The organism is Wolbachia endosymbiont of Dactylopius coccus (genome assembly GCF_977011065.1).
Genome location: NZ_OZ347065.1, coordinates 880,943 through 894,421 on the forward strand (window position 1 = coordinate 880,943; position 13,479 = coordinate 894,421).

Genomic DNA, 13,479 nt, shown 5'->3' on the forward strand with positions numbered 1-13,479 from the left:
TCACATTATCTCACATAATATGCATGTGAGAAGAATATGAACTGGAAGAATTTTCGTCTTAGTACACGTCTCAACCTAGAAGGGCCTGTAATTGAGCAAGTGTACGAGTTAATTACTGCAGTTGATAGTGTTAAAAATAGCTGGCAGATAACGAAAAAACTACTACCACAAACAATTGAAAGATTAACTCATTCAGTTATTGTTACATCTTCTGGCGCTTCTAACCGTATTGAAGGAAATCGTCTAACCGATAAAGAAGTTGAGGATCTATATAAAAACCTACGTGTCAAAAAATTTAAAAATAGAGATGAGCAAGAAATTGCTGGCTACTTAGAAATGCTTAAACTAATATTTCATGATTATACGGATATTCCAATTAGTGAGTCATCAATATTGCACATTAACAACCAGATGCTACTTTATAGTGAAAAAGATTTGTATCATAGAGGAAAATACAAAGCAAGTTCTAATAGAGTTGAGGCAAAAGATCAGAATGGAAAAGTTGTTGGTATAATTTTTGATCCCACACCACCTTACCTTGTTAGAAAGGAAGTACAAGAGCTTATTGATTGGTATCACTGGTCCTTAAATAATAAATTTAAGCATCCTCTTATTATTGTTGCTAACTTTGTTTTTGAGTATCTGGCAATACACCCTTTTCAAGATGGGAATGGCAGAACTAGTAGATTGATGACTAATTTAATGCTGTTGCAGCGGGGTTATGATTTTGTATCTATTGTATCACATGAAAAGATAATTGAAACTAACAAACTTGATTACTATTTAGCGCTTAATAAAACACAAAGTAGCTGGAAAAGTGGCAAAGAAGATATTTCCCCATGGTTAATATTTTTTCTTAATGTGCTCAAAACGCAAGCAAATGAGGCGCATTATATTCTTGAGAGGGAGAATACTGAATATTTATTATCAAGAAAACAATTATTCTTCTGGGAGTGGGCACTTAGCCTTGCAGATAAAGAATTTAGTAGAAAAGATGCTATAGAAGCTCTAGGCTCTGTGGACAAAATTTTAGAGAAGCCATATGAGAGCTCCAACAAAATTTAGAAATCCCATGTAAACCTCTGCGGTCTTGTCAAATCTGGAAAAAATGCGCCTAAAATTTTTAATTTTACCGAAAAAGCACTCAATCAAATGACGTTCTTTATAAATATGCTCATCATAGTATCTTTGCACTTTTCGATTCCTTTTTGATGGAATTACGATTTCACATTTCCTGTTTTCAAGGCTGACCACAAAAGCATTGCTGTCATAACCCTTATCAGCTACTACAATGGAGTTATAGACATTTTTTGTTAATACTTCAGCTTGTGTAATTTCATTCCTCTGGCCAGGAGTAAGTATAAATTTTAAAGGATTTCCCAATGCATCAACAAGTGCATGAATTTTAGTCGTAAAGCCACCTTTACTTCGCCCTAAAGCCTCTTGATCCTTCGAATCTTTTGTATATCCAGCCGAACATGGATGGGCTCTAATGATCGTACCGTCGATTATGACGGCTTCTAAATCTGGCTCTTGTTTTGTGTACTCCAATAAATTTTTCCAAATACCCCTTTCGCACCATCTCTTAAATCGTTTGTGTATACTTCTGTAATTGCCATAGATTTTCGGCAAAAGTCGCCATTGGCAACCACTTCGCGCCATATACCACACTGCTTCTATGAATATTCTTAAACGTTTTTCGTCTTTACTATGCATTCCTTTTATGCCTTTTATGAATTCTAAAATTTGTTTCCAATTTCTTTCTTTTATATAATATTCCATTCGGTAGTTTCTCCATTTTTATGTTCATTTGGTTAAACTACCACTTTTTTTCTCCCTCTTCATATTTTTTGTCCACAGAGCCTAGGATTTCCTCCAAGAACAGTAGAGGCAATTACAAAGAAACTGCTAGGGATGAAATACTTACAGCGTCTTGGAGAAGGCAAAGCCACTAGATATAAAGTTATTATTTAAAAGTTTTAGTATGTTTTTCGAGATTTTTTTAAATCCAGTCTTATACACAACTTTATTTGCAATTTTACATTTTTATTCGATTAAAAATTGCATTTTTGCAATAAAAAACTTACTTATTGTAGGAAAATCTTGTGTTTGTTCTCATATAAAATTATTTATGGAGTGACAATGGGGCATGTATTATACTTATATTTCTGATTCGAAAATTTATGCAGTTGTTTCTAACAAAATTAGTTAACAAATTCTATTATTTAAAGATGAGAAATAAAGCAATCATCATTTCCAGTATTGCTTTTATTCTACTGTTTTTTAGCAGTAATGCATTTTTAAAAAAAGATCAGGCGGTTCATAGTGATAATGCAACTAGTAGCTTTTCAGTAAAAACTCAAGAATGTGCGCCGCAAAACCGCACTATATATTTAAATTTTTCTGGTACAGTAAATCCCTTACATAGAGCTAGCCTTGTCTCAAAAATAAGTGGTAAAATTATTGCTATTTATTTACCTGATGGTGAAAAGGTAAAAAGAGATGATGTAGTGTTAAAGATAGAAGATTATGACAGGATTGAGCAAGCTCAGAAAGCCAAAGCTTTATTAAAGCAGCGTGAAATTGAGTATGATTCCTCTCACAAACTGAATAAAAAAGGCTATGGAGCACAAATACAAGTAGAAGCAGCTTTTACTGCGTTACAAAGTGCAAAAGCTGACCTAAAAAGGCTAGAATTGGATTTAGAAAATACTGCAGTCACATCTCCTATAGATGGTTATATTGATAAAATCAATGCAAACGAAGGGGATTTTGTTAATGCTGGGCAAAAAATAGCTGACGTGGTTAATTTCGATCAAATTCTTGTAGTATTATACATTTCGGAAAATGAAGTAAATAAAATAGAGCTAGGCAGCACAGCTCAAATTAATTTGCTGGATGGAAAAGAATTGGCAGGTGAAGTAAGTTTTATTAGTAAAATTGCTGAGCCTAAAACTGGGTCTTATAGGGTAGAAGTGAAGGTAACTAATAATAAAATGATATCCTTGCAGGGACTAACTGCCAACGTAAGGCTACCTTCAGGCGAAAGATTTGCATATAAAGTTCCTTCTTCAGCCCTGAGCTTAAGTGACGAAGGTGCTCTTGGAATAAAGATTGTTGATGATAATAATTATGTAGTATTTGCACCAATAGAAATTGTTGATCATGAGAGCGATGGGGTTTGGATAGTAGCAAATAACGAAGGTAAACCCATAAAGTTAATAGTATTGGGCCACCTATTTGTTAAGCCTGGTGATAAGGTTTAGTATCCGTTCAGCAGAGTGGTTTAAGAAACAATAGATAGGAGATTTTGGAAAGGGTTTAGCCCCTTTTGTTTCCATGTTAAGTATAATGAAATTATCCGTTCGAGGAATGTGTTTCCTTGCTGTGATTGTGTAAAATATGAGTTTTTACGGTAAACGACATAGTGTCGTATCTGTTGTTCAGCGTGATTATTTGTCAATGGAATATTTTCTGAGTCATCTAAAAAATTCCACATCATTCTTTCAGATTTCAAAATATTTTTCGCAACTCGAGAAGCTCCAATTGCTTCAGGTAAACGGCTTCAAGTAACATCGTGTACGCTTTCGCAATTTTCTTGCGCGTCTGGCAAATCTTAAAACATCTATTTCACTTTTTAGTAAAGCTTTTTTCAGTGCAAATAATTCAGTGGCTACGTTTCTCAAGTAACAGCCCAGAACTTTGACTTTAATATTCCAACTATGCGCTAACCTTTCAAAATCTCTTGATAAATGTGCCCAGCAGATTTGCCTGTTTTTATCGGCAAAGTAGTTGTATGCTGCGTACCTGTCGGTTACTACTAAGCTATTGCGATTGCAGAATTTACTACTTTGTAAAACTTTCATTCCTCTTGACTCTGTAAATTTTACAAAACTTGCCGTATTGCTTGCAAACATCCAACACCAAGCGAGTTTACCTTTGTTATAATGGCTCGTTTCATCAATATGTAGAACTTTACTCCTACTTATCTCTTGTTCGATCTGCTCATACATTTTTTTGCATTTTGAAGCAACTCTATGTTCACTATTTGATATGCTACCGACGCTTATGTTCAAATTGAAGATATCATTTACGACACTCGCTATTTCGCGTTTTGAATTTTTGTAAAACCCGCTGAACGCTGCAATTATTGACTTAACCCTTGGTCCAAATGTATCTGACGTAACACCTTCTGGTAACTTACTGCTTCTTCTTTTCCCGCATCTCCGGCAACGGCCATGCTCTAATTGATATTCTACTACATAAGGCTTGATTTCCGGAAGATCAACTTTTTGATGAATGTAAGGTTTCCCACATATTCCAATCTCTCCTCCACATTCGCAAGTAGATGACAACTTTACTTTTATCACCTCATCTGCATCCATTTTGGCGCGAAAACTTCCTTTATGACCAACCTGACCACCGACGTTTCTGTCGCTCTTTGGCTTGTCCTTTTTTATTTTGTACAACTCTCTAGAGCTTGGTAGAGATAAATTTCTTGAGTTTAAACCAAGCCTCTCCTTTAATTCAGCGTTCTCTATCTTTAAAGCCTTGTTCTCTGCTTTTAAACTTTCATTCTCTCTTTCCAGCCTTTCTATTTTTGCTTCTAACTTTTCTATTTTTTGCTGTAAATTTTTGCAAAGTTCTAAAAGGTTTACCACATTACCTCACTTTTGCTCTATGATTATCTTTTTAGATCACCTTGTCTACCTTATTCTGCCACTCCGCTGAACGGATACAAGGTTTAAGACATAAGATCCCTTTTCATAGTATACTACGTTATCCAGCGTCTGGGCACTGGTTTCTTGGTACTTATTCCGCAGTAATTTTTTTTTCCTTCAATAAATTTTGCAGTTCGCCTTTTTCATACATCTCGCGAGTGATGTCGCAACCACCGATAAACTCTTCCTTTATATATAATTGTGGAATTGTTGGCCAATCAGAAAACTTTTTTATAGATTCACGTATTTCATCATTCTCCAACACGTTAATATACTTAAACTTCACGTTCAATTTTTTTAGGATTGACACGACGAGTCCAGAGAATCCGCATTGAGGAAAATCAGAAGTGCCTTTCATGTACAACACCACATCATTTTCCGCTATATCTTTTTTTATTTGTTCAAAACTGCTCATAAATTTACCTTATTTTTAAGTATTAGTTTCTAGTTGCAAGGCGTGTATAGACTGACCTTCCAGAGCTTTATACACCATTTTATGCTGTTCTATTTTTGTCTTTCCAAGAAAACACTTGGAGTTTATTTTTAAATGATAATGGTCATCATCTCCAGCAAGATCATGAATCTTTATATCAGCGTCGGGGAACGATTGTTTGATGATCCTCTCTAATTCGTGAATTGCAATAGTCATTGATTTGCTTTAAATTACAATACTTTCATTATAAATCTAAAACGACTGGGTGCAATTGAATTATTGATTATATGGTTACTAATATTGTGAAGACAGTAGATTCAGCGTGTTAAGTGCACTAGCAAGGCGAGATTTCAATTGATTTTCATATTTACTCCAATCTTGTATTGCCTTTCTTGCAATACCTGAATCAACTGCGGCTTTTGCAACAGCAGGAGCTACTATAGAAATTAATCTTGGGTCAAATGGAGTAGGTATTATATATTCACGTCCATAGCCCATTTTACGACCGCCATAGACTGCAGATATCTCACCTGGTACTGGCTCACGGGCAAGCTTTGCTATTGCATCTGCAGCTGCAATTTTCATTTCATCATTTATTGTTGTTGCATGTACATCAAGTGCCCCTCTAAATATATAAGGAAAACCCATTACGTTGTTGACTTGGTTGTTGTAATCTGACCTACCAGTTGCAATTATTGCATCTGGCCTCACAGATTTTGCAAACTCAGGCCTTACTTCTGGATCGGGATTGGCAAGAGCAAAAATAATCGGGTCTTTGCCCATACTCTTTAACATCTCTTCATTTAACACATCTTTTGCAGATAGTCCGATGAATACATCAGCGCCTTTTATTGTATCAAGTAGAGAACGTTCGGAAGTATCAATTGCATACTTTTCCTTCCACTCATTCATATCCTCGTTTCTACCTTTGTATATTACTCCTTGCTTATCACACAGCACTATATTTTTAGCGCCCATGGACTTTAGTATTTCTAAACATGCAATACCGGCTGCTCCAGCACCATTCATAATGATCTTAACGTCCTCTAATTTCTTTTCAACGATATCAAGAGCATTTTCTATACCAGCTGCAACAACCACCGCAGTTCCATGCTGGTCATCATGGAACACTGGAATATCCATCAGTTCATTCAGGCGTTTCTCTATTATAAAACAATCGGGAGATCTTATATCTTCTAAATTTATCCCCCCCCAACTTGGTCCAAGATATCTTACTGCATTGATGAAATCTTCTATATTTTCTGTACCAACTTCTATATCAACTGCATCAATATCAGCAAAACGCTTAAATAAAACAGCTTTGCCTTCCATGACAGGTTTTGCAGCAAGAGGACCGATATTACCAAGTCCAAGCACTGCAGTGCCATTTGAAATGACAGCAACACAGTTGCTTTTTGCCGTATAATCATAAACAACCTCAGGATTTTTAGCTATTTCAAGACACGGAGCTGCAACGCCAGGGGAATAAGCAAGTGACAAATCATACTGGGTAGATAAAGGTTTTGTTGGCATAATTGAAATTTTACCAGGGTTACCACCTCTACTGTGATACTTAAGTGCTTCTTGTTTTGTGGTACTATCTAAATCATCGTTCATCATTACATCCTTATATTTTAAGCTTGTATTTTTTAAGTATATGGAGTTTTTATAAATGTTCAATTTAAACTATTAGCTTGTGAACTCTGTTGTACTTCTGTATAAGTTTACCTATTACGTAAGATGATATTACATGCTTAAGAAAAACGTGCCTAATTTGCTTACAATTTCTCGTGCACTTGCAATACCAGCCATAATATTAAGTTTTTATATAGAAAATAAATATGCAGGCCTGATAATAATATCAATCTTTGTGTTTGCGTGCATTACGGATTTTTTTGATGGTTACCTGGCGCGTGCGTGGAAAGTCCAATCAAAGTTTGGCAAGCTATTTGATCCAATTGCTGATAAATTAATAGTGGTTTCAACAATAATTATGCTAATTTATAAGCAAAAGATAAATGATTTTACAATAGTACCGTCGATTATCATCATCTGTCGGGAGATATTAGTTTCGGGTTTACGGGAGTTTTTGATAGCTACAAATGTTAGTCTACCTGTAAGCAAAGCTGGAAAAATTAAAACATTTCTACAGATGGTTGCTGTAGTAGCGCTAATAATGAACGATTATTATATGATTCAATATACAGGTGCGATTTGTTTATGGGTTGCAGCTATTATAACTGTGTGGTCGGGCTATAATTATATCCTAGCCGGCATCAAACAGATTGATTAAATCTCCTAGGAAATAGTTAATAGACAAGAGTAGTTAATATCTTAGTGATATTGACTCAGAAAGCAAAAAGGTGTATAATTGTATTAACTTACAACTAATTAGGTTAATATTATGAAAATACCTAGTGGCAAATTTTCTTCTACCAAAAAGGTTCCAGGAAAGAATAAGAAAAAAAGAGATTTTGAACCATTAGAAGAGTTTTTTTGGGATTTTTGGCCGACAGTTGATAAAGAAGTCAAAAGAGAAAGGCTAGAACAAGAGCTATTAACGTTAAAAAAAAGAGAGCTATATAGACAATGTGCATCATTGGTAACAATGGTTCCATTTGCATTATTTATGGCTATTGAACTGGAAAAAATATGTAGCGATCAGGTATTACTTGGCGTGATAAGTGGCGCGCTAAGCCACACTATATTACCTTTTATGGTCCTATCTCTTATTTGTACGCTATATTTAATTTACAATAATAGGAAAATAGCACAAAAAGAACGAGAGTTGAAGAATATTGAAAATGGAGAGGAAGTAAAGGAAAAAGAGCACAATATTTCTGATATAGGTCAGTGTTTGATCTATATTGAGGCTATAACAACTGCACTGGTTATTGTAGGTATGATAATGGATGAAACATCTTCACTTGAAGCAGCAGAGGATGCAATTTTATTTCTTGCCAATGCAATTGCTTTTCTTGCAACTCTTGCTTCTTATATTGGTGAGCATGAAAAAAATAAGAAAAAGGAAACAGAAAAATCTAATCTTGATGAGAAATCTAGCAAGAAAACTAGCAATATGTCTATAGCAGGATTGGCGCTTGCTGGTTCTTCTATATTTTTAATAAGAAGAATAATGTTAATGGCATTAGCATCATCCTTAAATCCTGCTGTTGGGCCTACTTTAGGCTTGATAGGTATTGCACTTTTTATGGTTGTACAGATATTAACTATACGTTCCTACAGCAAAACGCTGAAAGATCCAAAAGTGGAAGGACGAGGTGAATCAAGAAATGCAGGTAGTTCTGACCGTAGTTATAAAGAAGAAGGGCCGGCTATTGCCTAAGAAATTTATTTATTTAAGTAATATTTAGGTCTATACTTTATTTTGATCGAAAAAAATCTTATGTATAAGACTTTAATCACGTGCTTTATTTTCCTAATTTGCTCCTTTACACAATCGTATGCGAATGATCTTGAAAAAACTGAAACTGAACTATATGAAGAAGCAGTTGAACTTTTTGACCAGAAAAAATATAAACAAGCTATTAGGGCATTTCATAAGATAGAGGATTTGTATCCTTTGTCTTATTGGGCAATGAAAGCGAAATTATTATCTGGGGTTTCTCACTATAATATGGGTAACTACAGCAGTGCTACAAGTGATATGGATGATTATATATATGTTTATTCAAATGGTGAAGATTTACCATATGTATACTACTTAAGAGTATTATCTTATTACATGCAAATTAATAAAGTGCAACTTGGACAGCAAACTGCATATAAAACTTTAGAGCTGGCTACAGAGTACATTAACCTTTTCCCAGACAGCGAATATATAGATGAAATCAAGGAAAAAGCAAAATTAATCACAGAGCATATATCAACAAAAGAGTATTCTATCGGTAAATTTTACCTGAGGCGTGGTGAATATTTAGCAGCAATTAAGCGTTTCCAGAATATGGCAAGCTATAAGGATTCTAAATATTTTTCTAAGTCTATTAACCATTTAATAGCAGCCCATTCAGCTCTTGGCCTTGACTTAGAAGCTGAGCAATATGAAAGTATGTTATTAGCAGAAAACCTGCAAGATGCCAAGCCAGAGGCTTGAAAATTTGCTTTAGCTTTTTCTATGCTTTGATATATAATTAGGTTTTTAACTATTTGAATATGGCTGGTCATTCACAATTTTCAAATATAAAACATCGGAAAGGCGCTCAGGATGCAAAGCGCTCTCAAAAATTTACGAAGCTGATCAGAGAAATAGCAGTTGCTGCAAAGCAAGGGCTACCAGATCCCGAACTCAACCCGCGCCTTCGCTCTGCTATATTTGCTGCACGCAAGGAAAATCTACCAAAAGATAAAATAGAAACAGCAATAAAAAATGCAACTGGTAACGTTGCTGGAGAAAATTACGAGGAAATACAATATGAAGGTCATGGGCCTTTTGGCACTGCACTCATTGTCCATGCCTTGACTAATAACCGCAACCGTACTGCTTCTGAGGTACGTTATATCTTTTCTCGTAAAGGTGGAAATTTAGGAGAAACAGGAAGTGTTAGTTACCTTTTCGATCATGTAGGCTTAATCATCTATAAAGCAGAAGGTATGAATTTTGACGATTTATTCAGTCATGGAATCGAATTAGAAGTATTGAATGTTGAGGAAAATGACAAAGAAGGATTACACGTTATAACTTGTGAAATAAAAGATTTTGGTAAAGTACGCGATGCCTTTTATGCAAAATTCGGAGAACCAGAACTTGCTCGTCTTTCACGGCAGCCAAAAGATCTGATTGAAATTAGCGATAAAGAGTTGATTGATAAATTATCTGCATTGGTTGAAGAGCTGGAAGATAATGATGATGTACAGTATGTGGAAGGTAATTTTACTTTTGTTGATGCTGTTTAAATGATGAAGCTGATTATATTTATACTGCTCTTTATCTTACCGTTATATACCGCTGAAACATCAACAGATTTTGCAGTGCTGTTCCAGCATGGGATCAGGAAAAAAGAGCCAGTGTCAAACAAACAACTGTACGAACATTGTGATATAAGGGTAATTTCCACCAAGAAAGATGTCATCCCAGTGCTTGACTACTTGGATCCAGAAAATTCAATTACAAATGAACACATCAAGCGATTGTATAATAAAAACTGGATTCCAGCGTCAAGCGCTGGAATGACAGGAGAGGATTTTGAGGTGACAGAAAACAACCATGATAGAAGATTATTATTCATATCCAGTACCATAAAATCTTCCTTTTTTGCCACGGGAATTGAGCAAGGGTTGGCGCCAAATACAGTGGTAAAATTGATCAACATATATAAAGATTTTGGTGTTGATTTTAAAAAAGACATTGTGCCGAAGAGTAAATTGGAGGTTCTTTTTGAGAGATCGCTCGGTAATCAGAAGACTGAAGAAAAGATTTTATATGCTTCACTGACAATAAACAAGAAAGCTATTAGTTTATATCATTATAAATCGCAAGACGGCAAAGAAAGGTATTTTAATAAAGAAGGAATAAGCTTAAAAAATGGCGAAATTTTTGCAAATCCTTTAAATGGAGATTATCGCATATCCTCAAAATTTGGCAATAGAAAGCATCCTGTTCGCGGTAAAATTGCTTTTCACAAAGGAGTGGATTATGCAGCTAAGCTTGGCACTCCCATATACGCTGCTGCAGAGGGTGTGGTAGAATATATAGGAAAGAATGGTGGCTATGGAAATTATATCAAAATAAAACACAAAAATGAATATTCAACCTGTTATGCGCATATAAGTAGATTTAGTGGCGATATAAAGTTAGGCTCTAAAGTAAAGCAGGGGCAGGTCATCGCCTATGTTGGTAGCACTGGTGTTGCAACAGGACCCCATTTACATTACGAAGTTATATATAACGGCAAACACATCGATCCGCTTACGATAGCACATAAAACTGAAGTAAAATTGCCTGATCATGAATTAAGAGAGTTTAAACTATTTGTAAATAAGATAAATAAAGCGATCAACAGAGAGGGTTCAAGTGAAAAAGAAGTTTAAAGACAGTATGGATAAGAATACGATAAACGATAGAAATTTGAGTCAAATTCGGGCTTTTCCTGTACTAGTAGCGCTAGGATTAATTTTATCGCTGCTTTTTTTGGTATATGACAGCACAATTGCGCTTGGAGTTGCTGCCGTTTCAATTTTGACTTTTCTTCAAGGATTTTTTATTAATGACCCTAATGAAGCAAGAGTGATAGAATTTTTTGGTCATTATATTGGAACTTATTTTAAGTCTGGAATATGTGTAACGCTTCCCTTTTCAAGCAAATATATAGTTTCCCTAAAATTTCAGAATATTAACACAGAAAAAATAAAAGTTAATGATGCAAATGGAAGTCCAATAGAGATTTCTGCAGTAATTGTTTGGAGAGTGAGCAGTCCTGCAAAGGCGTATTATAATGTTAACAACTATCACGAATTTGTTTTTGTACAAAGTGACTCAGTAATAAGAGAATTAGCAAGCAATTATCCGTATGATAGCGAAAGCGATGAGGAATCTTTACGTAAAAATTCTGATAAAATTTCGAATGAATTGCGGTCAATGTTACAACAAAGATTAGATATTGCAGGAATTGAGATTACAGAAGCAAGAATATCGCATTTGGCGTATTCGTCCGAGATTGCACAAGCAATGTTAAGGCGTCAACAAGCACATGCTATCACTTCGGCAAGAAGGCATATAGTGCAAAATGCAATAGGAATTGTCGAGGAAGTAATAGCTCATTTTGAAAAAAACAAAAGCTTACAATTAGATGGCAAGCAAAAGGTTCAATTGATAAATAATTTGTTGGTTGCCCTAATCTCTGAGCAAGATGCACAACCGACGATTAGTTTGGATAATAATTAGCATAGAAGCCGATTGGGTTTCATAAATGCAAGTCACTATTAATTTCTTGATTAATAGACTAAATGATGTTATAAATTACACGCATTAGGGGTGCTCTAGAAAAGCTGAGAGTACATAAAGTACAACCCTTTGAACCTGATATTGTTAAAGCAAGCGTAGGAAAATGTATGTATATAAATATTGAAGAATGCTTCGGCTTCATTGCGTTAATTGCATCTCTAATTGGATTATCACCTCAAGTATATAAAGCATATATCACTAAAGTTACTCGTGATGTATCGATGCTAATGTTAGTAAACTATCTTATTTGTTCATTGTCTTGGATTGGCTATGGTCTTTACCAGAGCTCAATTTTTGTGGTGCTTAGCAATATTGCTGGATTAGTGATTAGCATAATATCAATTATTCAAAAATGTTACTACGATGCAAAACCTGCACCATGATCATGTGCTGCACTGCAGTACACAACAACAATATCGTTCTATTGTAGTGCTAAATGGAGAAATACCGAGCTCATCGTTTTTTAAACGAGATATACCTATTATTGCTGTAGATGGAGGAGCAAACAAACTTCTATCAATTGGCGTGAAACCTGATCTTGTAGTAGGAGATTTGGATAGCGTAAATCCGGATTTACGTGCTAATTTGAATACGATATATCTACCTGATCAAGATTATTGCGACTTTTCTAAAGCAATGGCTCACTTAAAAACAGTAAAGTTATTGCCATCAATAGTAACGGGTATTACTGGAGGAGCAATTGATCACATACTACAGAATATTAACATTTTTCTAAGTACGGGCAGTATCTTTTACACACCTTCACCTCCCATGGTAGGTTATACCTTACAAAAAGGTACTACCCATTTTTTTTCTTTATCAAAAAATACTAAAATATCTTTACTTGGTATGCCCACAGCACAAATATCAACTAAAGGGTTAAAGTGGGAACTGTACCTTAGTAACCTTGCTTTTCCAGGGAAAAATTCTTGTTTTAACCGAAGTCTAAGGGATAAAGTATCCATAGAAGTACACAGTGGTATATGTCTAGTAATGGTATATTTAGAAGCAGTAGATGATGCTGCAAGACATCATGTGCGTCAAGTTAAGAAGTAAATAGACTTCTTGCATAACCCAAACTAAGTAGAAAAAAGGTATCATCCAAGTAGCTGACACTGGTTCCTTTATGACGGCAGTGCCTTCTCCTTTCATCCGAGTAGCCTTCTTATTTTTGTCATCCCAGTCTGGGATCCAGGAATTTTATTAAGTTGGTAAGCATAAAAGTGTTATGTAAAATACAACGTTCTTGATGGAATTGCGTGAAATGCTGGATCCCAGACTGGGATGACAAAAAAAGGAGCACTGGCATGACACCTCTCTTGGACTCTTTTATACCAATTCCCATTACACGGCAAACAGATGGA

At 35.1% G+C, this 13,479-nt stretch carries 16 protein-coding genes, 1 pseudogene and 1 riboswitch; of the genes and pseudogenes, 11 read left to right on the forward strand and 6 right to left on the reverse strand.

Going from position 1 to position 13,479, the window contains the following annotated elements; all coding sequences use genetic code 11:
* Positions 1-99: 99 nt before the first annotated feature.
* Entirely contained in the window at positions 100-1,065 is a 966-nt protein-coding gene (locus ACWHVF_RS04765; RefSeq protein WP_447933215.1) for a Fic family protein, read from the forward strand.
* Here ACWHVF_RS04765 and ACWHVF_RS04770 read toward each other — a convergent pair.
* Positions 1,030-1,782, reverse strand: coding sequence for an IS5 family transposase (locus tag ACWHVF_RS04770; protein ID WP_064124816.1), 753 nt, complete (start codon positions 1,780-1,782; stop codon positions 1,030-1,032). The two genes, ACWHVF_RS04765 and ACWHVF_RS04770, sit on opposite strands and share 36 nt — an antisense overlap.
* Before the next feature lie 20 nt (positions 1,783-1,802).
* On the opposite strand from ACWHVF_RS04770, the gene ACWHVF_RS04775 reads away from it, so the two are divergent.
* On the forward strand, positions 1,803-1,955 hold the full coding sequence (locus tag ACWHVF_RS04775; protein ID WP_447933216.1) for a hypothetical protein: 153 nt from the start codon (positions 1,803-1,805) through the stop codon (positions 1,953-1,955).
* A gap of 228 nt (positions 1,956-2,183) precedes the next feature.
* Entirely contained in the window at positions 2,184-3,266 is a 1,083-nt protein-coding gene (locus ACWHVF_RS04780) for an efflux RND transporter periplasmic adaptor subunit (RefSeq protein WP_064124740.1), read from the forward strand.
* A gap of 20 nt (positions 3,267-3,286) precedes the next feature.
* Here the strand turns inward: ACWHVF_RS04780 and tnpC are convergent.
* The 4 genes and pseudogenes from tnpC to ACWHVF_RS04800 all read right to left on the reverse strand — a co-directional run bounded on the left by tnpC (position 3,287) and on the right by ACWHVF_RS04800 (position 6,771).
* Positions 3,287-4,661: pseudogene (tnpC, locus tag ACWHVF_RS04785) on the reverse strand (IS66 family transposase).
* A gap of 151 nt (positions 4,662-4,812) precedes the next feature.
* Positions 4,813-5,136, reverse strand: coding sequence for a Grx4 family monothiol glutaredoxin (grxD, locus tag ACWHVF_RS04790; RefSeq protein ID WP_064125389.1), 324 nt, complete (start codon positions 5,134-5,136; stop codon positions 4,813-4,815).
* A 15-nt stretch (positions 5,137-5,151) separates the two neighbouring features.
* Positions 5,152-5,370, reverse strand: a complete 219-nt coding sequence (locus tag ACWHVF_RS04795; RefSeq protein WP_006280012.1) for a BolA/IbaG family iron-sulfur metabolism protein — start codon at positions 5,368-5,370, stop codon at positions 5,152-5,154.
* A gap of 78 nt (positions 5,371-5,448) precedes the next feature.
* Positions 5,449-6,771, reverse strand: a complete 1,323-nt coding sequence (locus ACWHVF_RS04800) for a malic enzyme-like NAD(P)-binding protein (RefSeq protein WP_082860937.1) — start codon at positions 6,769-6,771, stop codon at positions 5,449-5,451.
* 133 nt (positions 6,772-6,904) lie between these two features.
* Between ACWHVF_RS04800 and pgsA the strand changes: the two genes are divergently transcribed.
* From pgsA to ACWHVF_RS04840, 8 genes are all read left to right on the forward strand, one after another.
* Positions 6,905-7,447 (forward strand): CDP-diacylglycerol--glycerol-3-phosphate 3-phosphatidyltransferase, encoded by a 543-nt coding sequence (pgsA, locus tag ACWHVF_RS04805; protein WP_064125388.1) that lies wholly within the window; start codon positions 6,905-6,907, stop codon positions 7,445-7,447.
* A 111-nt stretch (positions 7,448-7,558) separates the two neighbouring features.
* Positions 7,559-8,500 carry a hypothetical protein gene (locus ACWHVF_RS04810; protein ID WP_064125387.1) on the forward strand — a complete coding sequence of 314 codons (942 nt, stop codon included), beginning with the start codon at positions 7,559-7,561 and terminating at the stop codon, positions 8,498-8,500.
* A 60-nt stretch (positions 8,501-8,560) separates the two neighbouring features.
* Positions 8,561-9,268, forward strand: a complete 708-nt coding sequence (locus ACWHVF_RS04815; RefSeq protein ID WP_064125386.1) for an outer membrane protein assembly factor BamD — start codon at positions 8,561-8,563, stop codon at positions 9,266-9,268.
* Positions 9,269-9,327: 59 nt separating this feature from the next.
* Positions 9,328-10,068: a YebC/PmpR family DNA-binding transcriptional regulator gene (locus tag ACWHVF_RS04820; RefSeq protein ID WP_064125385.1), complete on the forward strand. Its 741-nt coding sequence runs from the start codon at positions 9,328-9,330 to the stop codon at positions 10,066-10,068.
* A gap of 273 nt (positions 10,069-10,341) precedes the next feature.
* A complete protein-coding gene (locus tag ACWHVF_RS04825) occupies positions 10,342-11,202 on the forward strand; it encodes a peptidoglycan DD-metalloendopeptidase family protein (protein ID WP_447933302.1) in 861 nt (286 codons plus the stop codon).
* 7 nt (positions 11,203-11,209) lie between these two features.
* A complete protein-coding gene (locus tag ACWHVF_RS04830; RefSeq protein ID WP_064125390.1) occupies positions 11,210-12,055 on the forward strand; it encodes an SPFH domain-containing protein in 846 nt (281 codons plus the stop codon).
* A 76-nt stretch (positions 12,056-12,131) separates the two neighbouring features.
* Positions 12,132-12,234, forward strand: a riboswitch (TPP riboswitch).
* Positions 12,223-12,498 carry a SemiSWEET family sugar transporter gene (locus ACWHVF_RS04835; RefSeq protein ID WP_006280002.1) on the forward strand — a complete coding sequence of 92 codons (276 nt, stop codon included), beginning with the start codon at positions 12,223-12,225 and terminating at the stop codon, positions 12,496-12,498. Its footprint overlaps the riboswitch before it by 12 nt.
* The gene (locus ACWHVF_RS04840; RefSeq protein WP_064125384.1) at positions 12,479-13,171 is read left to right on the forward strand and encodes a thiamine diphosphokinase; all 693 of its coding nucleotides are present in this window, start codon (positions 12,479-12,481) and stop codon (positions 13,169-13,171) included. The genes ACWHVF_RS04835 and ACWHVF_RS04840 overlap by 20 nt, the downstream gene beginning before the upstream one ends.
* Before the next feature lie 118 nt (positions 13,172-13,289).
* Here ACWHVF_RS04840 and ACWHVF_RS04845 read toward each other — a convergent pair whose 3' ends face one another.
* Positions 13,290-13,460 carry a hypothetical protein gene (locus ACWHVF_RS04845; RefSeq protein ID WP_179945592.1) on the reverse strand — a complete coding sequence of 57 codons (171 nt, stop codon included), beginning with the start codon at positions 13,458-13,460 and terminating at the stop codon, positions 13,290-13,292.
* Between the last annotated feature and the right edge of the window lie 19 nt (positions 13,461-13,479).